The organism is Nostoc sp. FACHB-133, assembly GCF_014698055.1.
In the GTDB taxonomy this organism is placed as follows: domain Bacteria; phylum Cyanobacteriota; class Cyanobacteriia; order Cyanobacteriales; family Nostocaceae; genus Nostoc.
The window spans coordinates 162,435-185,214 of record NZ_JACJSH010000008.1 but is presented as its reverse complement, the minus strand read 5'-3'; the positions used below and the strand labels follow the sequence as shown (position 1 = coordinate 185,214).

At 39.6% G+C, this 22,780-nt stretch carries 13 protein-coding genes; 7 read left to right on the top strand and 6 right to left on the bottom strand.

The annotated features are described in order from the left end of the window. Positions 1 to 28 precede the first annotated feature (28 nt). Positions 29 to 2,032: a pentapeptide repeat-containing protein gene (locus H6G86_RS09560; RefSeq protein ID WP_190934105.1), complete on the bottom strand. Its 2,004-nt coding sequence runs from the start codon at positions 2,030 to 2,032 to the stop codon at positions 29 to 31. A gap of 75 nt (positions 2,033 to 2,107) precedes the next feature. On the opposite strand from H6G86_RS09560, the gene H6G86_RS09555 reads away from it, so the two are divergent. Next, complete coding sequence (locus H6G86_RS09555; RefSeq protein WP_190934104.1) at positions 2,108 to 2,482, top strand: hypothetical protein; 375 nt, start codon at positions 2,108 to 2,110, stop codon at positions 2,480 to 2,482. A 973-nt stretch (positions 2,483 to 3,455) separates the two neighbouring features. On the opposite strand, the gene H6G86_RS09550 is transcribed toward H6G86_RS09555, so the two are convergent. The 4 genes from H6G86_RS09550 to H6G86_RS09535 all read right to left on the bottom strand — a co-directional run bounded on the left by H6G86_RS09550 (position 3,456) and on the right by H6G86_RS09535 (position 12,063). Next, positions 3,456 to 5,162, bottom strand: a complete 1,707-nt coding sequence (locus H6G86_RS09550) for a fasciclin domain-containing protein (RefSeq protein WP_190934103.1) — start codon at positions 5,160 to 5,162, stop codon at positions 3,456 to 3,458. A gap of 870 nt (positions 5,163 to 6,032) precedes the next feature. Then, complete coding sequence (locus H6G86_RS09545; protein ID WP_190934102.1) at positions 6,033 to 9,329, bottom strand: PAS domain-containing protein; 3,297 nt, start codon at positions 9,327 to 9,329, stop codon at positions 6,033 to 6,035. Between the two features lie 617 nt (positions 9,330 to 9,946). After that, positions 9,947 to 11,026 (bottom strand): coiled-coil domain-containing protein, encoded by a 1,080-nt coding sequence (locus H6G86_RS09540; protein ID WP_190934101.1) that lies wholly within the window; start codon positions 11,024 to 11,026, stop codon positions 9,947 to 9,949. Positions 11,027 to 11,079: 53 nt separating this feature from the next. Further along, positions 11,080 to 12,063: a coiled-coil domain-containing protein gene (locus H6G86_RS09535; protein WP_190934100.1), complete on the bottom strand. Its 984-nt coding sequence runs from the start codon at positions 12,061 to 12,063 to the stop codon at positions 11,080 to 11,082. 466 nt (positions 12,064 to 12,529) lie between these two features. On the opposite strand from H6G86_RS09535, the gene H6G86_RS09530 reads away from it, so the two are divergent. Genes H6G86_RS09530 through phoU form a run of 3 tightly spaced genes read left to right on the top strand, consistent with a single transcriptional unit; the run spans position 12,530 to position 15,352 of the window. Next, positions 12,530 to 13,282, top strand: coding sequence for a winged helix-turn-helix domain-containing protein (locus H6G86_RS09530; protein WP_190934099.1), 753 nt, complete (start codon positions 12,530 to 12,532; stop codon positions 13,280 to 13,282). Between the two features lie 53 nt (positions 13,283 to 13,335). Beyond that, complete coding sequence (locus H6G86_RS09525; RefSeq protein WP_190934098.1) at positions 13,336 to 14,655, top strand: sensor histidine kinase; 1,320 nt, start codon at positions 13,336 to 13,338, stop codon at positions 14,653 to 14,655. Between the two features lie 28 nt (positions 14,656 to 14,683). Continuing rightward, entirely contained in the window at positions 14,684 to 15,352 is a 669-nt protein-coding gene (phoU, locus tag H6G86_RS09520) for a phosphate signaling complex protein PhoU (protein WP_190934097.1), read from the top strand. A 590-nt stretch (positions 15,353 to 15,942) separates the two neighbouring features. On the opposite strand, the gene H6G86_RS09515 is transcribed toward phoU, so the two are convergent. Continuing rightward, the gene (locus H6G86_RS09515; protein WP_206758432.1) at positions 15,943 to 17,385 is read right to left on the bottom strand and encodes an MptA/MptB family glycosyltransferase; all 1,443 of its coding nucleotides are present in this window, start codon (positions 17,383 to 17,385) and stop codon (positions 15,943 to 15,945) included. A gap of 1,014 nt (positions 17,386 to 18,399) precedes the next feature. Here H6G86_RS09515 and H6G86_RS09510 point away from each other — a divergent pair. The 3 genes from H6G86_RS09510 to H6G86_RS09500 all read left to right on the top strand — a co-directional run bounded on the left by H6G86_RS09510 (position 18,400) and on the right by H6G86_RS09500 (position 22,770). Further along, the gene (locus tag H6G86_RS09510; RefSeq protein ID WP_190934095.1) at positions 18,400 to 19,647 is read left to right on the top strand and encodes a glycosyltransferase; all 1,248 of its coding nucleotides are present in this window, start codon (positions 18,400 to 18,402) and stop codon (positions 19,645 to 19,647) included. Positions 19,648 to 20,334: 687 nt separating this feature from the next. After that, positions 20,335 to 20,964: a Crp/Fnr family transcriptional regulator gene (locus H6G86_RS09505; RefSeq protein WP_190934094.1), complete on the top strand. Its 630-nt coding sequence runs from the start codon at positions 20,335 to 20,337 to the stop codon at positions 20,962 to 20,964. Positions 20,965 to 21,096: 132 nt separating this feature from the next. After that, the gene (locus tag H6G86_RS09500; protein ID WP_190934093.1) at positions 21,097 to 22,770 is read left to right on the top strand and encodes an iron uptake porin; all 1,674 of its coding nucleotides are present in this window, start codon (positions 21,097 to 21,099) and stop codon (positions 22,768 to 22,770) included. The last annotated feature ends 10 nt before the right edge of the window (positions 22,771 to 22,780 follow it).

Sequence of the window (22,780 nt, the reverse complement as noted above, 5' to 3'; positions counted from 1 at the left end):
CGATCGTATCTTTGCTGGAACAGCACCCTTATCCCAAACCGAATAATTTTGCGATCGCAGGCAATAATTTATTACCAGCTTCAACCAGGGATGCGATCGCAGGTAAGCCAGTAAATATCCCTTTCAACATGGTGATGGCTGTTTTTGCCGTCTTCTGCTTAGTCGGTTCTTGGGGACTTTTACCCGCTTCTGCCAAACTGTTCACCTGTTCTAGCGCTTCGGCTTTGTCTTCTTCTGACAAATATGTGGATTGGATAATTGCATCTTGCAACTGCGACAATAATTCTTTGATTCCTGGTTTCTCGGCATCGGTTGCATCAGGTAACTGATTGAGCGCAATACTCACGTTACCGCTAATGGTTCCTAGATTAGCAATAGAATTATTGCCAGCGATACCGCTAACATTACTGCTACCTTCAATATTGATACCGCTAATATCTGACATATTTGTATCTCCTTGAGTATAAAATTTCGGCTGCTTGAGAGCAGTATCTACCATATTTTCTAAACTAATAATGCGTTTATCTTTTTCTACCAGCAATAATTGTTGACTCTGCGATAAAGCTTTGAGTTGATTATAATCATCAAAATATTCTGCACTTAGTTGAGATTTATCGCTACCTGCGGCGGTTTTGGCTCTGAGCAAGATTTTATCATCGCCACGTTTCTCCATTGCCACGATTTCTAACTCAGCTTCGGGATGTTTTTCGGCAAGGTTTTTGAAGGCTATGGCAACAGCGCGAGGGTCAACGCCTTGATTATGGTAAAGGTCGAGGGTGTCAAAAATTGGCTTGATAAAGTCGGCAAAATCCCCGTCTGCAAATATCTCTTGTTTATTATCAGGTTTGCGGAGAGGATCGGGATCTACTTTTGTGGGTAAGCGCATGAAGACATATTCACACCTCACCCCATGCAATTTAGTTGTATTTGTAATGCCCCAATCTTCGATGTATGCGCCTGTGAGAGTTGCACCTGTTAAATCTGTGCCGTCTAGTTGGGTTTGCTTCAGTTTTGCTCTTGACAAATCGGCATCTTGCAAATTGGCTTCACTGAGATCAGCGCCGATAAAACTGGCATCTGCTAAATTAGCCTTTTGTAAGTTGATACCTCGGAGCTTTTGACCGTCAAAGTTTTTGTCTTGTCCCTGTCCTGTAACCAGCAGTTGACGTACTTGTGAGTTTTGCAGATAAGTTAAACCAGGACGAACACGGTCAAGCATTTTGGCTTGATGCCAACGGCTACAGATAAGGATGGTGTTTCGGAAATCTGTACTTTTGAGTGTGGCTTGGGTGAAATCAGCATTGGTTAAATCAGCGCCACGAAAACTTGTACCTCCTGTAGCAGCAAAGGCGATCGCAATATTACGAATCAAGGAATATTTTTCGTCTTCTTTCATAGCTTTCCAACCAATATAGATACTAAGTAACATTCCGGCTAAAGCTACAGCTCCGACAAAGGTGTTGGCTCCAGCTTTGACTCCAGCTATGGCGAAAGCTGTAATAAAAGCTGTAACGAAGGCTGCGACTCCGGCTCCCACTCTGGCTACTGCTGCAATCAAGCCTCCGGCTCCGGCCCCGGCTACGACTCCCGCTACAGATCCAGCCCCAAAAGTGTCCCCCAAAAATACGGTTACAGATGCACCTACAGTTACGGCTCCGGCTACGACTCCTAAGCTAGCGCTTACTCCTTGGCGAATTGTAACGAAAAAGAAGGCAATCAATAGTATTAAAGTAGTCCAGCCCATGAACTGGTTTCTTAAGAGGGAGCCTTCAAATATTAGTAACAGTAAATAACCATTTAGATACCATATAAGTCCTGACAGTCCCGACAACAACCACGAAACAAGGACTAGGAAAATTGCCCACCGGCGTTGCAGTCCAGCTTTGACATGACTAAAATTTGTCCCTGTCAGATTAGCATTGATGAAGTTTGCCCCTCGGATGTCGGCATAGCTAAAGTTTGCACCCACAAGGTCTTTTCTACCTTTGAAGTTGCGTCCTCGCAGATTTTGACCGGAGAAGTCTAAAGCCATGTTCCACTTTACGGAGGTGAGCAAATTTTACTACACGCTCACCCCTGTAAATTTAAGAATGGTTAGATATTTTTCATGAATGGAGTTCAAAGACTCGTTCACGAGTATAAAAGACTCGTTGACGGAGTTCAAAGACTCGTTCACGAGTATAAAAGACTCGTTGACGGAGTTCAAAGACTCATTCACGAGTATAAAAGACTCGTTAACGGAGTTCAAAGCTTCGTTCACGAGTATCAAAGCTTCGTTAACGGAGTTCAAAGACTCATTCACGAGTATAAAAGACTCATTGACGGAGTTCAAAGACTCATTCACGAGTATAAAAACCTCGTTGACGGAGTTCAAAGACTCATTCACGAGTATCAAAGCCTCGTTAAGGAGTTCAAAGCCTCATTAATGAACCTCAAAGCCTTGTTAACGAAGCCTTATACCATTTTCTCACCGCCCTTTTAACCTTAGTGGTTGTTTGAAAACTATTTCACTGTGACTTTAAACACTTTTAGATTCCCCCTAACCTCACTTAAAAAGATAGTAATTGAAATCAAAGTCCCCCTTTTTAAGGCGGATTTAGAGGGATCTAAAACTTTTGATACTGACAAAAAGACTTTTAAAACATCCACTGAATTTGACTATACCCTTACCAAGATATTTGTATCATTATGACAGTTAAACCCTATTAGCAAATTCCATAATACTGTTGCTTAATAAATAGGGGGTAAAACCCCTCAAGCCTCAAGCTTTTAACTCTGCTAAAGCAAAAAAATACCCCAATTAGAAAATTTAAAAACCTGCCAAAATGGCAACCACATTATAATTAGCCAAGTTAAATTGTATGAAGATAAACGACTTCAAGGGTTTTTATCAGGGACTACCATAAAAGCAAATTAAATTTGTAAAACCCTATTTATTTACTAAATGATTTCCAAGAAACTATCTCTACTAAATTATTTGCAGAGTATTTTTATCAGCAGATAAATATCAATAATTAGGTTTAGCCTTTGCTGCAACAGGAATATTAAATATGTATGGACGTTGTTGTTGAGATACGCATTAGCCCCTAAATAACGGGCAACGTCTGTATACATTCCTGTTCACTTCAGCAGCAAATGGCAGAGTGGGAGTTTGAAGCTGACTGATATGCTTCCTCCCACTCTTTTTTATTTATAAGACTAGCGCGTGTTTTCAAAGTCTTAGAGGTTGTTTGAAAAGTGTTTCGCTGTGAATTTAGCCACTTTTAGATCCCCCCTAATACCTCTTAAAAAAGCTACTGTTTATACACAAATTGAATTACCCCCCTTAATCCCCCCTTGTAAAGGGGGGAAACAAGAAAATCTAGTTCCCTCCCCTTTACAAGGGGAGGGTTAGGGTGGGGTAATTCGATAACTAAGGAGGGGCAAAAACCTCTCAAATTTCCCTCTATGTTGACTTAGAAGTTGTAGCCAAGTCCTAATTGTAACCCTACATCAGTTTGATCCATAAAAGCAGCATTTACAGCGCCATTTAACGTAAATCGAGAACCGAGAGGAACGTCTACACCACCAGTTAGGAGTAATCCAAAATCAGTATCGTCATTAACTTCAAGGGCTACGCCAGCACCGATATAAGGAGATATAGAGAAGGTTTCGTTACCTACCTCACCGGCTGCGCGAGGTCTAAAATCCAAAGTCAAGGGAACCAGAAACTCTGTATTGTCCCCAAACAGTACCGATGGTCTTACTGATATATTACGTGTCAGACCAATTTTACTGATTACTGCAAAGTTACCATCGCTCAAAGCTCCATCGTTCCCGCTCAAACCAATGTTACCAGCAACCCCGATATAGCTGGGGCCACCAAGAGTAGTTCTACCTGGTCTAACACTAGGTGTTGTCCCATCTGTATTTCCTGTTGGTGGTTGATTTAACTGACTGATGTTAACATCAGGCGGGACAAGGACTTGGTTAATTGCATGGATAACACCATTGCTAGCTTTAACATCCGCCTGGATAACTCTGGCATTATTCACTGAGATTTGATTGCTAGCGCGATCAATTTGAATATTTACAGGCTTTTCTTCAGCAGTTTGCAGTTCCCCAGCCGCGAGTTGACTAGAAGTGACTGCACCAGGAACCACATGGTATGTCAAAATCTTAATCAATGCTTGTCTATTTTCTGGTTGCTGTAACTGCTGTAAGGTAGCAGCAGGTAAAGCAGCAAATGCTTGATCGGTGGGAGCGAAGACTGTATAAGGGCCTGGCTGTTGAAGAACATCTGTTAAGCCGGCTGCCTTTAATAAAGAAGTCAGAGTTGTAAGAGAACTACTGGATGAAGCAAGAGTTACAATATCGCTACCAGTTTGAGTCCCACCAACAATATACTGACTAGCTGGAAGATTGCTAGCAATGGGTTGCACTCGTCCCTGTTTAGCCAAAGCTTGATATAAGAGTGCCGCAGCTTCAGCACGAGTTAAAGGTTGTTGGGGATTGAGTTGTTTTACATCTGGATAATTAACAACAATATTGGATTGTGTTGCAGTAGTAACACTGGCAACAGCATACTGCGGGATGCTTGAAGCGTCGGTGTAGTAGGTGTTTAGGTCAGTACTGGCTCCAGTGCTGCTAGCAGTTAAGCCTAAACCACTCGTTAAAGCAACGAGCGCCTGTACCTTGGGTATTTGTTGATTTGGCGAAAACACGTTCCCAGGATAGCCTGCCAAAAATCCAGTTTCGTAGGCGTACTGAATTACAGAAGATGCCCAATAGCCAGCAGGAACATCACGAAATCCACCTGCGGTTAATTGCCGAACTCGGTTTTGGTTAGGGAAAGCTTTTTGAATCAGCGCGGCAAATTCAGCACGAGTCACGGCTTGATTTGGTCTGAAGCTGCCATCAGGAAAACCAGCAATCACATTATTGTCAGCTAGGGCTTGAATGAAGGGACGCGCCCAATAATCTGAGGAAACATCAGATAAGTTAACTGTTGAAGTCGGAGATGGTGTTGCAGGGGATGGTGTTGTAGGGGATGGTGTCTCAGATGGAACGGTATTTTGAGATGAAGCTGGGGTAGAAATTACGATGGGAGTTATTGTAGCAGCTGTCATTCCCAGAACTAGTAAAGCAACCCTTGCTGATGGCCAACGAAAAAAACTAAACATAGAAATATCCTCTTTTGAAATTCTTGGATTGACTATTGGAAAATACTGGGTGCAAGGTTAAGTTAATACAAATATCCAGATGAGTGCTTGGTTTACATCGATTATGGATGGGAACCCCAAATACAACCGTTAACTCTGGAAAATCAAAATGTTGGACATTATGAGTAGCTGCTCTGACATCTCATCACATTTATCCAAATATTCACCACAAATAGTATTATATTCCTATTTGATTTTTAAAGAACCGCAGATAACACTAATAACGATAATCAGTGATTCTGTGGTAATATCCTACGCTGCAAGAATAAATATCATTAGTGCAAGTAGACGATTTTCTCAGTTCTAAAATCGCCGTCAAGCAGTACGAAAATTGGCTTTTAATAGCCGCTTCTTTATAATTGCTGACGAGGGTTAATACCGTCAAGCTCAATGCATCACGATCTTTAACAAGGTTTAAGAAGTAGCAATGTATGTTGACGATATGATGTATTATTAGCCTTTAATCGAGATTATACAACTAACTAATGGCTGGATTACGATCAAAAACTTTCACTCTTTAGATAGTTGTCCTTGATAGAAAAAATTCTAATACTAGACTGGAAATTAGCGATCGCAATCCCAAAATCGGGGCATGATTGCGCCAAGATTTTTACCTCGAAATTATCTTTTGCAAAAAACAATTTTATGGAAATCAATCCAAGGATAAACTAGGATTTTTGATAAGAGTCACGCAAACCTACACGCTTAGGGGCAATTTATAAATTGTCCCTACCTAAAAATAAAGGTTTCTACTATTGTTTGCGTAAGTCCTATTTGAATTTCAGAGAAGTGCAACGTCTCTTTGCATTTTGAGCCAATCACAAGTGTTACTTATATTTGACCTATCAAATCTGCAATTGAGGTTATTAATTCAGTTGGTTGTACTGGCTTGGCAATATGTTTCTGAAAACCAGCTTCTAGAACTTGATCGCGATCGCTTTCTCCCGCATAAGCCGTAAGAGCGATCGCCGGAGTTTCCCCTCCCTTTTCCTTTGGCATAGCCCTGAGTAGCCTAATCAGGCTGTAACCATCCATCTCTGGCATTCCTAAATCACTGATTAATACATCAGGTATGGTCTTGGCTATGACAGCCAGCGCCTCAGTTGCCGATGCTGCAACAGTTGTTAGTGCCCCATTCTGTTGTAGGAAGAAGTGCAAAAACTCCCGTGTATCAGCATCATCATCAACAATCAATATCCGTAGTCCAGCGATCGCTAACGAGTTAAATTTATCTTTGCCTCCCCCAGTTTCCTCATCTCCCCTAATCTCTTTGATCACAGGCAGTCTTACAATAAAAATTGCTCCCTGTCCTTCTCCTGCACTAGCTGCTGTTATAGTTCCACCATGCAGCTCTACCAGGTTGCGAACTATTGCTAATCCCAATCCCAGCCCGCCAAATTTTCTGGTTGTACTGCTATCGGCTTGACGAAAATATTCAAATACGTGGGGGAGGAATTCAGGGGAAATCCCTTGTCCAGTGTCTTTAACTTGAATCTGTGCTGAGTGGGAAGTCAATTCCCTACTCGACGATAGGCTGACTTCCACAGATCCGTTAGGGGGAGTGAACTTGACAGCGTTCGAGAGTAAATTCCCTACAACTTGCTGTAGGCGATAATAATCGCCTGACACTTTACCAACATTAGGGTCAAGCTGTATTTTGAGCTGGATGGATTTGCTTTCTGCGATTAACCGGACTGTTTCTAATGCAGCATCAATTACAGATTCTAGGTTAACAGTGGCAAAAGTCAGGTTCAACTTACCGCGAATAATTCGGGATACATCCAGCAACTCATCAATTAATTGAATCTGCAATTGAGTATTTCTTTCGATGGTTTCTAAGGCCCGATTGGTAGTAGCTTCATTAAATTTGCGGCTTTTGAGTAGCGATGACCAGCCTAAAATTGGGTTGAGGGGCGATCGCAATTCGTGGGAGAGAATGGCAAGAAACTCGTCTTTGTTTCGGTTTGCCTGTTTGAGTTCCTCTGCTTGTTGTCTAAGTGTCTGTTCTAATTGCTTCCTTGGGGTTAAGTCCAGAATAAAACAGATCCAAGATGGCGGATCTTTCTCTACCAAAGCACCACCAATTAGGATGGGAATGCGCGAACCATCTTTGCGGATATATTCTTTTTCAAAAGGATTACATACTCCAACCGTTAAAAGTTGCTCTATCCCCTGCTCATCAAGAGCGTGATATTCCGGTGGAGTCATCAGTTTTCTGCGTACTTTACCTGCTAAGAGTTCCTTTCGCGTATAACCCACCATTTCTAAAAAAGCCTCGTTTGCCTCAGTAATATGGTCAGGTGTAGCGAACATAATGCCAATAATATTGGAATCAACTAAGCGCCTTAATTGAGTTTCACGCTGGCGCAAATCATTTTCTATCTGTTTACGCCCAGTAATATCCTGAGCAGTACCCATCATCCGAACTGGCTGATCGTCGGCTTCGTAAAAGACACGACCTTTAGCAGCAATCCAATGAATACTACCATCAGGCCAAAGGCTGCGGTATTCAATGTCATACTCAACCTTTTCCTGAAAACAACGGGCGACCGCTTCATTGAGGCGTTGACGATCTTCTGGATGTATGCAGTTGAGGAAAAGCTCATAGCTCATTTCGACTTCTGGGGCTAGTCCAAATAGCTCTTTACATTTCTCTGTCCAAACTAACTCGTTGGTGGTAATATTCCAAAACCACATACCCAATTCCGCAGCAGTAGTGGCTAACCGAATCCGTTCTTCACTCTCACGCAGGTTTGTTTCAATTTGCTGGCGATCGCGCAGCGCAGCTTGCTGTTCGGTAATATCAGTACTAGCACCAACAATCCTAACTACCTGACCATTTGCATCCCGAACAGCAAAACCCTGGTCTTGCACCCATACATAGCGACCATCTTTGTGACGGATTCGATACTCAATGCTATAACGGTTGCCATTGGCCATACTAGCCATGAACTGGTCATTAACTCTTTGTTGGTCATCGGGGTGGATGAGTTTTTGCCACCACTCGAAGGCGGGTTCAGCTTCTTGTTGTGTGTAGCCAAAAACCTGGGTTAAACCCTGAGTTCTTTCCACAGTACCTCTGTGAATTTCCCAGTCATAGATTAGACAATTAACCGCCGCAGCTGCTAGCTCAAACCTTTCATTACTTTGCCGCAGCGAAATTTCTATGTGTCGTCGCTCTGTAATATCGAAAGAAATGCCTAAAAGATATTTCGGGAATCCCTCAACAGTTTTGCTATATACAGTGTCATAGCTACAAAACCAACGCCACTCTCCATTCGCGTGTCGAATGCGGTACTCAAAGCTGAGGACTTCGCCTGGACGAGCAGAATTAAATCTTTCAAAATAAGCAGGGAGTTGAGCTAAATCTTCAGGGTGTAGAAGTTGGATAAATAAATCCTTTCCCATTGCCTGGATTTCTGTTGGTGTGTAGCCCCAACCTTGAGCAATTTCGTAATTAACATAAGAATTTCGCTGCTCAATGAGGTCGTATATGTAAAGTATCCCCGGCAGAGTACCAGCAATTTGTTGGAACAAACGTTGACTATCCCACAGTATTTGAGATTTATTTGCATCAACAAGAGAGGCAGCAGGAACAATACTCTCAGCTTCTAGCTGCAACCAACTTTCTTCTTCAACTTGTTGAATATCTTCAGTACAGTTACATTTTTCCTCAAGTTGTGCGTGCTTAAATTCTGTAATATCCGAAAAAGTTGTGACGATCGCAAAGGGAACGTTTACTCCAGCTTGGAACAGAGGTTGTGAAGACAACAATAGCCAGACTAGCTGACCATTTGGCTTATAAAAGCCACACATTACATTCAAGCAAGGTTTACCTGTTTTCTGAGCAGCGATCGCCGGGTGAGTTTCGCTAGTTAAAGGAGAGCCATCTTCATGAAGAAATTGCCACTTGGAATCGAGTAAATTCTGCCCTACAAGCTGTTGAGCGGTTAGTCCCAAAATGCGATCGCAAGCTGCACTGCAAGCCTGGATAGTACCATCCGCCAACTGAAGCACCATTCCCTCTTCTCCACTGGCTAAGAGCGAATAATTGGCTTTTTTACTAACTTGCCGATGCAGCAGCTTTTCATTAGCCAGCTGGTTTTGGGACTTTTCCGCGTCTGGCATTCTGTAAAGTTAAATAAATTTAAAGTTAATTTAATATTCAACGGCTTGTACTTACATAAATTTTAGCCTTATTTCTTCCATTTTTAGGCAAAATATTACTATCTAGTCGGCTTTCCCAGTTTCCGATCAGTCTAAATCTAGAAAGCTATCCAGGAAAGGGTATTAAGATTATGCCGAATCAACATTAAGTATAAACAAAGCAAAGATTATTACACGATTAACATTATGTACTAATTTTTTAGTTAAAAATTTAAATTCTTTGTGATATATTTCTGTAATCTACAATACCCGTAATGTAGATAATATTGTCAGAGATTTTAAAATTTAGTATTATGTCTAGTCAAGAGCCAAATTCTAATCAAGCATTTCAGCAAACACAGGCTACCGGAACAAAGAAGAGGAAACTACAACCTCCTCCAGACATCAAAAAACCAAAGAAAACCGAATAAAAGCTTTATAGTCAGTTGTAGAGACTTAATTTAAATTAAGTCTCTAAAATCAATTGTCATAAAAATAAATCAGCTTATACCAATCCTATGGGAAGCGGCACAAAATTAACCTTGATAAAACAAGAAGCTTAAGCTCCTTGTTCTATACAACGTCAAAAATAATCGGTATTATTTATTTTTCGCTTGAGTCTTTGCCTGTTCTAAAGCTATTTCTTTAATAGCCTGATATGAATTAACATTTGAAGTCCCTTCAATAGCTTTAACTGCCAAATCCTGAACTTGCTTGAGAGCAGATTCAAGTTGTTTAGAAAGATTTTGAATCCGCGTCTCTTGATTAGTAATAGTTTGTTCTAGAGATTGCAGCCTTTGTTCATAGAAACGCTTTTGCCCTTCCACTTCCTTAGAATATAAATCTGATTTTACTTTCGCCTGATAGTGGGCAATGCCTTTGCCTTCTTCTGTAGCTTTTTTGATAGCTGCTTCTTTATCTTTCGGGAAAGCCTCTACCTTCGCTTTTAATTCTTCAAATTGTTTCTCTCTCTCAGAAATTGCTTTCTCTCGTTCAGCCCATTGTTTCTCTGTCTCTTGTAGTAATTCTTCTAGTTGTTTATATAGTGCTTTCTGCTCTTGTTCGTATTCGTCACTTTGCAATTGTCGTTGGAGTTCTAAATTATATTTATACTCTGATGCATCACGTTGTCGAGTTTTCTTCAAGTTTTCATTCCGTTCTTTTATAGTCCGTTGCTGTTCTTCCTGTTCTTTCCCCCAAATATTTCTTTGTTCTAGTATTTCTTGGAATAACACTTCGGAACGCTGGTTATATTCTTCCTGATAAGCTTTCGTATTATCTTCATAAGATTGGATGAGAGTATCCAAGATATCATCAGAAATTTCTAAATTGTGCAGCTGTGTTAATTGTTGGATTTCCTCTTCTAAATTTCGCCTAATTTCTTCCAAATTAGAGGCTTTTGTGGTTAGCTGTTCCGATAATTCATTAGCAGCACTGCCAAAACCTAATTGAATCTTTGCCAAGCTTTCAATTGTATTGTTCATCTTCTGTTGGACGCTAGAAAGCTGATTCATAGCTGTTTTTTGTTCTAATTTAGGCTGTTCTTTAGTTCCAGACTGGTTTTCTTTGGCAACTTTTTCAAGTTCCAATTTCAGCGCTGCTTTTTCTTTAGCTAACTCCTCAAATGCCTGAAGAATTTCTACTTTAGTATTCTTATCAGTCGGCTTTTTCACCACCACAACAAACCTCCTCTTCAGGAATTAAAAATGGTTAAGATGCTACAAACTCGTAACTATTTAGGGTTAGAACTACCAAAAGCCCTCATAGCTAAGTCTTGTGCTTGTTTTAATGCAGTTTGCAATTGAGCAGAGATACCTTCTATTTGCTCAGACTGTTTCTTAATTGTTTCTTCCAGAGATTGAATTTTTTGCTCATAACTCTGTTTGTTAGATTCCCATTCTCTCTCAAATAAATCAGCCTCAATTTTAGCTTTTTGGCTTGTTTCTTTAATTGCTTCTTCTCTAGCTTTCTTTACGGCCTCTTCCAGCTCGTTCGGAAATGTAGTTACCTTTTGTTCATAGTCTGCAAACAGTGGTTGGCGTTCAGCGAATATCTTTTCTCGTTGTGCCCAATCTTTCTCTTTCTTTTGAGAATTCTCTTGTATTTCTCTTTGTTGTTGGCGCTTTATCGCTTCGTAACTATCTGTATTCAGTTTACGAGTAGTTTCTAACTTATACTGAGATTCTTCTTGTTCTTGCTGGCGCTCTTTGACTAATAAATCGTTATACTCTTGGAGTTTTTCTTCATACTCGGCTTGCTCTTTTTGCCATTCTTTCCGCCTGATTGTAATTTCTTTTTCTAGTGCTTCCCTTTTGCTGATAGTATCTTGTTCTAGGGTTTTTAATTTTTCTTGGTGTTCTTGACTTAAAATGTCTAGAGTATCCGCTACAACTCTGATTTGTTGAAGCTCTTGTAAGCGTTGAGTTTCAATTTCTATAGCTCGGTTCAATTCATCTAACTTAGAATTTTCCTGAGCTAGTTTTTCAGATAACGCATTGAGAATACTGCCAAATTCCAATTGTAAATCAGCTAAACCTTTGACAATACTATCAACCGTATATGCAGAAGCTGCTTGCAGAATTTCTTGACTTTTTGCCTTGTCTGCTTCCTCTTGTTTGGTTGCTATTTTAGATTCCAGCTTTTTTCTTTGGATAATAATTTGTTGAAATGCTTGCATTAGTTGTTGTTTGCTGTCCTTGACTCCAACTGTAGTCATCTTCCAACTCCCTTCAATAGGCAAATGATTTATTGGGTAGCAAGCCATACCAATGACTACCCTATGCAGACATCAGAGTAGCCTTTAAATCAACATTTTTCACGCAGTGGAAATACTGAAATGATCGATATAGGACACTTAGGTGGTACGAATTTTCCACAGTTATGTCCTGCTATTTTTTAGGTATAGTTTTCCCTTTGAGATTTAATAGTACTTTTGTACTAAGATAAATATACCTAACCTCATCTCTTCTTGTCAAGACAATGCTTTATATAATTGCGCCACCCAACAAAGTATTAAAAGCTGGCAATCATGGTGATTTAGGAGAATGATGTTGAATGTGTTACTTTTTGTAAAGAAAATCTAAAAGAATTAACCCTAGTAGAAGCGCCGTCGCACTAAGGCGAGATAATAAGTTTAATCATGCTAATTGATACAAGCACAGTCCCAGACTTTTGTGATATCAATGTATACCACTGAATCGACCAAATACTCTGCCAGAACGGAAATTGGACAAACCAGCCGTATTCTAGTAGTAGAAGATGAAGAATTAATCCAGGAAATGCTAGCTGTAGCCCTGGAAGAAGAAGGTTACGGGGTGATAACTGCACCCGATGGGCGATCTGCTATAGAGTATCTCAAAAGTTTTGAAAGCAACTCAGGGGAAGTTCCCTTTGATTTGATCATTCTTGATTTGATGCTGCCGCAAATCAATGGGCTAGATATATGCCGTTTGCTGCGTCATCAAGGAAACCCAGTACCGATTTTAATGCTCAGTGCTAAGGGTAGTGAAACTGACCGCGTTCTGGGGTTGGAGGTGGGAGCAGATGACTACCTGACCAAACCTTTTAGTATGCGTGAGTTAGTTGCTCGTTGCCGCGCTTTACTCCGCCGCCAACGCCTAAGTAATTTACCACAACTACCAGTATTAAAATTCAAAGATGTTACCTTAAATCCTCAAGAATGTCGGGTGCTGGTTCGTGGTCAAGAGGTGAGTCTTTCACCTAAAGAGTTCCGCTTGCTGGAATTGTTTATGAGTTACGCCCGGAGGGTATGGTCGCGTGAACAATTACTAGATCAGGTTTGGGGGCCAGATTTCGTTGGTGATAGTAAAACCGTAGACGTTCATATTCGCTGGTTGCGCGAAAAATTAGAGCAAGACCCCAGTCATCCCGAATATATTGTGACTGTACGAGGTTTTGGCTATAGGTTTGGATAATTAGTTTAGATAGTTGTTAGTTTTTAGTAGTCACCAACAAACTAACAACTCAAATGCTTTTATTGGGATTTTTTCTGGGTTTAGCAGTAGGCATTGGGTTTTGGATTTGGCAACAGGTTCAACTTAACCGCTACCTGGGGCGCTTATTCCGACCGTTAACCTCGCATTCTGACAAGAAGGGACTGCTGCTGATTCCTGGGTTATGGCAGGAAATAGCGATGGTGAAACAGCAACGGCAAGATTTGCAGCAATCATTGCAAACTTACCAAGACTTGCTAGATTTTGCACCAGTGGGATATTTGCAGGTAGATGAGGAAAATCAGCTGCTGTGGTGTAATCGGCAGGCGCAGGAAATTTTGTATCTGCAAAGGTGGCAACCAGAAGAAGTACGCTTACTACTAGAGTTAGTACGGTCTTACGAACTTGACCATTTAATTGAGCAAACTCGCGATCGCCAAAAACCACAGACGGGAGAATGGATTTTTCATCCATCTTTTGATGATGCGGCAGAAATGTCAACAATCAAATCTCTGGCTTTGCGGGCATCTAGTTTGCCTTTACCTAATGGACAAGTAGGAGTATTTTTAGAAAATCGTCAACCCCTATTAGACATAAATCAAGTACGCGATCGCTCTTTTTCTGATTTAGCCCACGAACTTAGAACGCCCTTGACTTCGATTCGCTTGGTGGTGGAAACTTTACAAATCCGCTTGGAACCACCTCTAAATCGCTGGGTTAACCGTTTGATGCAGGAAGTTGATCGGCTGATTAACTTAGTGCAAAGCTGGTTAGACTTGACCCAAATGGAAGCAAACCCAACCATGCAATTGCAAGCCAAAGCTGTAGAATTGCGATCGCTAATTACATCTGTTTGGGAAACACTAGAACCTCTAGCACAGCGCCAACATCTATCTCTTTCTTATTCTGGCCCAGAAAATCTTTGGATTAAAGCAGATCAAGCCCGGATTTTCCAAGTTTTTCTCAACTTGCTAGACAACAGTATTAAATACAGTCCTCCTTCTACAAGTATTCGTGTTGAAGCGAAAATTTTATCAACAAAAGATAATGATGCTACTTCTCCAATTCTAGAAATAAATCTTATTGATTCTGGAGTCGGGTTTTCTGAGGCAGATTTACCCCATGTTTTTGAGCGATTTTATCGAGGAGATAAGGCGCGAAGCCATTCCCCACAAGATAGTAACTCCATCGGGGCGATCGTTGGTAATGGATTAGGATTAGCGATCGTTGAGCAAATTCTGATCGCCCACGGTGGCTCAATCAAAGCTATGAACCATCCAGAAACTGGTGGTGCGTGGATGCAACTTCAATTTCCTGAAGTTATGGCAAACTCCTTAAGCCAAGACTATAGTTAGTAATATCTTCACCTTTAAGACAACAAGTGTGAAAGCTGTCCATTATGGTTCCAATCCTCAAAGACCCGAACTAGCACGCGCCATTAGGCGCTTAGAACGGGACGTATTACGCATGGGTGCTTTGGTAGAACAATCATTTCGCCTCAGCCACCAAGCGTTATTTGCTCGTAACTTAACAGCAGCAGAGGAACTTCCTCTATTAGATAAAAAGATTGATCGCTTTTATCGTCAAATCGAATCAGATTGTACGGCGATTATGACGCTGAAAGCGCCTACGGCTCAAGATTTGCGCTGCTTGAGTGCCTTTATGCAACTGGTGCGAGACTTAGAGCGCATTGGCGATTATGCTGAAGATTTAGCTGAAATTGCGATTAAAATTTTTCCTTATGCGCCTCATACGTGTTTATCTGAAATTGAAGCCATGTCCCTTCACGCACAGGCGATGCTAGCAACTAGCTTGAAGGCTTTAGGAGATTTCGATGAAGGCGGTGGTCGCCGTTTAAAGCACCTAGATGACACTGTAGACGATGCTTACGATCGCGTTTATCAAACTTTAGCCCAACAACGGGATGTACCTGGTGTAGTCGAGCCAATTTTGCTGCTAGCACTGGCAATTCGTTGTCTGGAACGGATGGCAGATCATGCAACTAATATCGGTCAGAGGGTAGCATATATAGTCACCGGTCAACGCTCTTAATTGACGGTTCATGAGTCAGGTCGCTTCGCTCCAATTAAAAATTAAAAATTATTAATTAAAAATTGCAAGACGATCGAGGATGAGCTTGCCGCCGATGCTATTAGTGGGGGCTTATACCCCAAATTAATTAATTAAAAGTTATTATCCTTTTTAATTTTTAATTAAAAAAAGGTCAACTGCCTAAAGTCACTACCTCTAGCTTCCCCCTCTTTTTAAGACTATCCATTACCCGGATCTGTCTTAACATTTGCGATAGCGATCGCTTTTGTTTTTCTAACCCTGATTAGTTAGTCGTTAATTCTCAATAAAAATGCAGTATTAGCAAGAATATTAAGCGAGAATTTATCAAGTATGCCTAATCCCTAAGTCTCTCAGATGCTTATAAAAGAAGGACTAAAAGATTGTAAAAAAGGTGTGATTAACGTATAGCTTTTTAAGTACATGGCTGTTTTAGCCTACAACAATTTTGCATAAAAAGTACTGAAGAACGAGAAAATGTTGGGCTTTGATAGTTGGCAAATTATAGGCATTAAATTTTAATTATTACCACAAAATTATCGACAATAATTATAAAAATGGTAACTTTTAATTCAGTTTTTTAGAGGCTTTTTTAGAGTTTGGATATCACGTACAAGCCAAAATATAATTACTGCTATAGTTGGTAAAACCGTTAAAAAATCATACAGTCGGATACCTCGTAGTAGATAGTAAAAAACAGTACTGCTACTACAAAAGAGGATGCTAGTAATCACGAATCTTTTTGAATTGGAATCTATGTTTAAAGCTACAATTGCCAGCAGCACAGAGGAATACCAAGAGCAATACCAAGGAGCAGCAAACAAAAATAGTATTAAGGTAATCCATCCTATATTTGTACTAAAACTAGTTGTAGAATATGTTTTTTTCAAATATGGTTTTACCAGAATAATTAAATAAGAAATTACAAATATAGAAAAGATTATAGGTTTAAATTTTGAGAATACAGTTGCTTGAAAAGTTACAGGAAGGTTTAGAAATTTATAACTTAGTACATTCTTAATCAAAGAATATAAAGAACCGCCTACTCTGTCTTTAACGCCAGGATTAAAAAGGCTTGTCCAAGCATCGACTGAAGGTAAGGCTATCAAAGAAGTTGCAAAAATTATAGCTACAGAGATAAAAATGGCACTAAATAAAATTTTCCAACGCTGTTGCTTAATCAAATAAACAAAAATTAGAGGCAACCAAACAATTGGTAATGTTTTAATTAGAAAACCAATCCAAGCTGTAACAATCGCAGCTAGATAATTATAGTTTTTAAGACATATTATTAAAATAATTAAAATGGTAGAAATTAAGACATCTATATGGGCATTTGTAACCTGCTCATACAGAAGTAATGGGCTAACTAAATATGCAGTTGTTACATTAAGTTTATGAGGAGAGTTTTTTAAATGCCCCCAAATTAAGTAACTATTTAATATATGGAATAAAAGACAGATTAATTTAAATACATAAATTCCTAAACTAGGAGTAATTGCAACGAAAAAGGCAGAAAACATAAAAAATAGTTGAGATATAGGTCCATAAGTAGAAGTCTGTTTCCAAACAAGAAATGGAGACAATTCTGAGGTAAATGTGCTTGCAGGATTCAGAAAAGGGTTAATTCCATTTAGATACATCAAACCATAATGTATGTATAAATTAATATCAGTAGTTATAGGATAACCTGCAAAGGCAATTAACAGAAAAAATGAACTGTTTTTTAAAATTTTTATAAAGGTTATATCTTTTTGCTTATTCTTGTTTATTATTAGCCACACAACATATATAATATTTAAAAAAAGGTATTCTATGCCTGTTCTTATTTGGTCAAAATTGTTGTGGAAATCAGGTAAATATCGACCTGTAGCATTACCTAAAGCATCAATATAAAAAGAATAAGCTCTAATTGCTAATTCTCCAAATAATATTAATGACAAAATCATGGCGAAACCTAATAATATTTGGTTTTTCTTACTATTAGATAAAATGTTTGCGTTTAGCATAAGCATAAATACAATAAAGAATTAATCATTCATTAACAATATAAAATGGTTTAATACCAAGGCAACTACATATTTTGAATGAGAAATCCCTCATCTAAATAAAGACCTAAGTAATCCCATTCAGTACCGCTTATTGCTAATAACTTAAGCCTTCGCTATTTAGTCTGTAGAACTCAACCAAACCATAAATCCTTATTCTATAGTTTTAATTTTGTCAATAAAATTTGAGATGCGTTTACCCTGAGTTTAATACAGGTCTTTAAATCCAAAATTAAAATGAAGCTAGGTGTTGACCTTGCTAGTCTTAAACACTTCAAGTTCCAATCCAATTTCCAATTGTATTATGATTATTTATAATAATAATTTATTTGAAATTGAACAATTTTATACAATTGAATGCATCTTACGCAAGAGTACTATAAAGTTAATTAGGAAAACTGAACATCTTCAATCATTACTCGCTCGCAAAACTCAAAAAACAATATAGCAATTAATACAGCAATCCTAAATCATTCGTGAGATGTATAGCAATTTTAAACCATTTCTGATAAAATTCAATACTGAAAAAGTAACTAAAGTCATGTTTGCGACTAAGTATAGGGTGTGTCATGTGGATAGAATCAATAACAAAGCTTAATTGAAAACAGCCAAGATAATGGTGACATTAAACGAGCAAATGCAGTTAATATGCCATGTGGATACAGTCATGAAGTAATAATGCCAATACATAGGTGTTTCGAGTTGTTTCATCAGTCAATGAAAAAAATCATTTTTTCAAAGGGTAACTTAAGGTTTAAAGCTTACACATAAAGGAAGTTATGGACTTCTGAATATATAAAACGTGCAGAGATAATAGACAAGGGTTTTAAACCCAACCTCCGTTCAGAAGGCAGGAGGCAGATGTCAAACTTTTCAGAACATCTAAATGTAACAAAAAACTTTGGCTAACCAGGTTCAGTCAATAAAGCGCGCAGATGTTCGACTCTATTTCCTTTAGTCTTTACAGATAAATGTGAAATTATGAAGACAAACTCATCCAACTCTCTGTTAGCAGTACCAACGGGCCCACTAAAGATTTCAGAGTTGCCCCCTAATAATGTGGGTATAACTGGTGAATCTATTCATTTATCTCTAGTAATTCCCACTTATAAAGAGCGTGACAACATCCAAAATGTGGTTAGTATATTGAGTCAGTTACTTGATGAATCAATTCCAAGAAACTATGAACTAATTGTGGTAGACGATGATAGCCCAGACCGAACTTGGGAGATAGCACAATCCCTGACAACAGAATACCCTCAATTGCGGGTGATGCGACGAGAACAAGAACGGGGGCTATCTTCGGCAGTGATTCGTGGGTGGCAAGCAGCTACGGGAAGTGTGTTAGGGGTAATTGATGGAGATTTGCAGCATCCACCAGAGGTGCTAATGCAACTGTTGCGTAGTGTTGAGCAGGGAGCGGATTTGGCAGTAGCTAGTCGTCATGTTGAAGGAGGCGGTGTTAGTAGCTGGAGTGTTGTCAGACGTTTATTGTCTCGTGGCGCTCAATTATTAGGCTTGGTTATTTTACCGGGAGTACTGGGCAGAGTTTCTGACCCGATGAGTGGTTATTTTATGGTGCGTCGAAGTGCGATCGCTAATGCAACACTCAATCCAGTGGGATACAAAATTCTCTTAGAAGTAATCGGACGCGGAAAGGTAGATGAAGTTGCCGAAGTTGGATATGTATTTTGTGAACGCAAAGAGGGTGAAAGCAAAGTTACATGGAAACAATACATAGATTACATTCACCATTTAGTAAGGTTACGGTTAACCGGAGGTAATAAAAAACAAAAACTTACTCAACAAACAGGTTTCCCCATTGGCCGATTTATCCGCTTTGGCTTAGTAGGACTGAGTGGGGTATTTGTGGATATGACAATTCTTTATTTACTCAGTGATCCCACTACCTTGGCTTGGCCCCTGACACGCAGCAAAATTATCGCTGGTGAAATTGCGATTTTAAATAATTTTTTGTGGAATGACGCTTGGACATTTGCTGATGTCAGCGCCAGACAGCAAGAATGGCATCAACGCCTGAAGCGGTTTTTGAAGTTCAATGCCATTTGCCTTGCTGGATTGGTATTGAATGTACTGGTATTAAATTTGGTATTCAATTTTCTTATTCCTAACCGTTATATTGCCAACTTTATTGCGATCGCAGTTGCTACTATCTGGAATTTCTGGATTAATTTGAAACTTAGCTGGCGTGTCACCGAAGTAAAATAATCACAACGAGATTTTAATTTTTACCTTTAGAACGAACTTAAATTTCAGGATAGAGGTAAATAAATATAGTAACAAAAGATACCTAGTAGCTAAAGTCATCCCTTTTTGGCTTGTCAAAAGGGGAAAATTGCACGCTTGTATATTGAAAGAGTGTAGTAGACCGAATTTACGCTGGTTCTAAGAAACTTGATGAGGGAGTTTCTTACTATTCTTCGCACTGCATAGCCTAAACCCAAGCGTATTGGCTTATGAAAACGGGAAATTAGAAATCTTTTTCCCTCCCCAATACATACCTACGGTGTATACATAAGTTTTAAAGACTTAGCTTAATGCGGTTTCGCTCGTTCCCATATTCCGTATGGGAACGAGCGAAACCCACCTTTTTCGGTTGAAAACTTGCTCAATCAAAATAATTTAACTAAATATTTTACTAAAAGCTTACCTATTCTTAAACTTGCACAACTAAAGTAACAGATAAACAACTGAAAAAAATTAGTATCTATCTAACTCATAGATACCTAAAACAAGAAGTTGTTTCAATGAAAAGATTTTGAGTTAGTCTCTAGCTCTCATGAGTAAAAATACACATAATTAGATACACAGGTGGATTTTGTTTTATACAAATTATTAGAGTTTCTTAATCATTTTAAATATCGAGATTCCCTGATAATTATGTAGTTACTGTTAATGATATATTCTACAACTCCTACTTCAAACTCTTCTGCCGTGTCAAATAGCTCTGCTTTTGGCGGACAATTACCCCAGCAGATATTTACCCGTAGGGAAGTAATTCCACTTCAAAATGACGTACTTTGGCGTATTGAATACGGTGCAGTTCGTACCTTAACGTGGAGTGAAGATGGAACATTCATCACTCTCGGTTATTGGGGATTAGGGGATCTGATTGGCTATCCTTTATCTAGGGTCAAGCCCTACCAAATTGAATGTCTCACAGGCGTGGAAGTAAGCATTGTACCGCCTCATTTATGGCATCAAGATATTAATGCTTTGTTGTCCCATATTCAACAGGCAGAGGATCTACTAAGTATTGTGCATCGAAAACCAATTTCGCTACGCTTATGGCAATTTTTGGTGTGGTTAAGTGAAAAATTTGGACGTGATGTAGATAAGGGGAAACTAATTGATTTAAATGTTACCCATCAAGATATTGCTGAAGTATTAAATACCACGCGAGTAACAGTTACCCGCCTCTTACAGCAATTGGAGGAAGAAGGAACAGTTCTACGTCATAAACGCCGCATTATTTTGCGTTTACCAAATAAACTAATTAAAAATTATGGTTCAGCAGTATGTTAGCTGAATTGCTTGTAAAATTCACAGAGTGTAATGTATAATCGTGTCTGTGATTGTGTGTGGAATTCCCGAAAGTAAAGTGCTATAAGCGTTTTGCAGTGGTCGGGTTATTTAGGTGTGAGTGAGAGTATAAACATGACAAAACGATTCTGGAATCTTTTTAAGGTTAGTCCAGTTATTGTAGCTGCGACATTTTTTGTTGCTAATAGCGCTTTAGCTGCTGAAGTCAACGAACAAGTAACAAATGCTGCCCAGTTATCTGAAGCTCAAGACTCTAATGATATGAGTCAGGTAACATCAGTTTCGCAATTTTCAGATGTGCAACCCACGGATTGGGCATTCCAAGCTTTACAATCTCTAGTTGAGCGCTACGGCTGTATTGCAGGTTATCCCAACAGTACCTATCGTGGGAACCGTGCTTTGACCCGTTATGAATTTGCCGCAGGTTTGAATGCCTGTTTAGATAGGGTTAACGAACTGATTGCTACAGCTACTGCTGATTTAGTTAGCAAACAAGATTTAGCTACTTTACAGCGCTTACAAGAAGAATATTCTGCTGAATTAGCAACTCTGCGCGGTCGTGTGGATGGACTAGAAGCCCGCACTTCTGAACTTGAAGCTAATCAGTTCTCCACTACCACCAAGTTGGTTGGGGAAGCAATTTTCAACGTGTCTGATGTTTTTGGTGAAAATAGGGCTGATACAGATGCCAACCCTAACAATAATCCAGACTTAAACAGCAACACTGTTTTCTCTGATCGGGTGCGTTTGAACTTGTACAGCAGTTTCACTGGTAAAGACCAGTTGCAAATCCGTTTAAATGCTGGCAATATCGTTTCCAACGTTGGTAGTGTTGTTGGTGGTGTTGCAAGCGGTAGTGGTACCAACATGACCCGATTGGGTTATGACGGTGATACCAACAACTCTGTTGCGATTGATAAAATCAACTATGCTTTCAACTTCACTGATGCAGTGCGTGTCAAGATTGACGCTAGTGGCGGTGAATTGTATGAAAACGTAAACACCTTTAACCCTGACTTTACAAGCTCTGGTAGAGGCGCGCTCTCTCGATATGGACGTTTCAGCCCCATCTACCGTCAAGGTCAAAATGGTGCTGGTTTGACTGTTACTTTCAATCCTAACGAAGCTATCAGCTTGACTGGTGCTTATTTAGCACCTTCAACTGGTAATGGTGTTTTTGGTGCTAATAATCCCGGACTTAGTAACGGTCTGTTTGATGGCGATAACACTATCTTTGGTCAATTAACTTTCAAACCCACCAAAGCCTTCAATATTGGTTTGACCTACGCCCGTAGTTACTTCGCTGGCAATGCTGCCAACAGCCTTTTCCAAGGTACAGGTAGCACCTTTGCCAATAACCCCTTTGGAACTGGTGCTCGTACTGAATCTAACAACTATGGTGTAGAAGCGACATTCCAACTTGGCTCTAACTTGGCTATTAGTGGTTGGGGAGGTTATACAACTGCTGATGCTAGGAGTGGTGTTAACGTTGGTAGAGATGCAGACCTTTGGTACTGGGCTGGATCGCTTGCTTTAAAAGACTTCGGTGGAGAAGGCAACGTTTTAGGTGTTATCTTTGGTCAACCACCCAAAGTTACTGGTGGCAGCATCAAAACAGTTAATAACTTAGACACCGATACCTCTTATCACTTAGAGGGTCTTTACAAGTTCAAGGTTTCTGATAATATCCAGGTCACGCCTGGCTTGTTGGTAATCTTCAATCCTGAACACAACGACGCTAACGATACCATCTATGTAGGTACTCTGCGTACTACCTTCACCTTCTAAAATTGGTGAT

Bases quoted from the DNA above. Each gene is read 5' to 3' on its own strand.
- H6G86_RS09550 (WP_190934103.1), bottom strand. From the start codon at position 5,162: ATGTTTAGTTTTTTTCGTTGGCCATCAGCAAGGGTTGCTTTACTAGTT.
- H6G86_RS09530 (WP_190934099.1), top strand. From the start codon at position 12,530: ATGTATACCACTGAATCGACCAAATACTCTGCCAGAACGGAAATTGGA.
- H6G86_RS09515 (WP_206758432.1), bottom strand. From the start codon at position 17,385: ATGCTTATGCTAAACGCAAACATTTTATCTAATAGTAAGAAAAACCAA.
- H6G86_RS09545 (WP_190934102.1), bottom strand. From the start codon at position 9,329: ATGCCAGACGCGGAAAAGTCCCAAAACCAGCTGGCTAATGAAAAGCTG.
- H6G86_RS09510 (WP_190934095.1), top strand. From the start codon at position 18,400: ATGAAGACAAACTCATCCAACTCTCTGTTAGCAGTACCAACGGGCCCA.
- H6G86_RS09560 (WP_190934105.1), bottom strand. From the start codon at position 2,032: ATGGCTTTAGACTTCTCCGGTCAAAATCTGCGAGGACGCAACTTCAAA.
- H6G86_RS09525 (WP_190934098.1), top strand. From the start codon at position 13,336: ATGCTTTTATTGGGATTTTTTCTGGGTTTAGCAGTAGGCATTGGGTTT.
- H6G86_RS09505 (WP_190934094.1), top strand. From the start codon at position 20,335: ATGATATATTCTACAACTCCTACTTCAAACTCTTCTGCCGTGTCAAAT.
- H6G86_RS09555 (WP_190934104.1), top strand. From the start codon at position 2,108: ATGAATGGAGTTCAAAGACTCGTTCACGAGTATAAAAGACTCGTTGAC.
- H6G86_RS09500 (WP_190934093.1), top strand. From the start codon at position 21,097: ATGACAAAACGATTCTGGAATCTTTTTAAGGTTAGTCCAGTTATTGTA.
- H6G86_RS09535 (WP_190934100.1), bottom strand. From the start codon at position 12,063: ATGACTACAGTTGGAGTCAAGGACAGCAAACAACAACTAATGCAAGCA.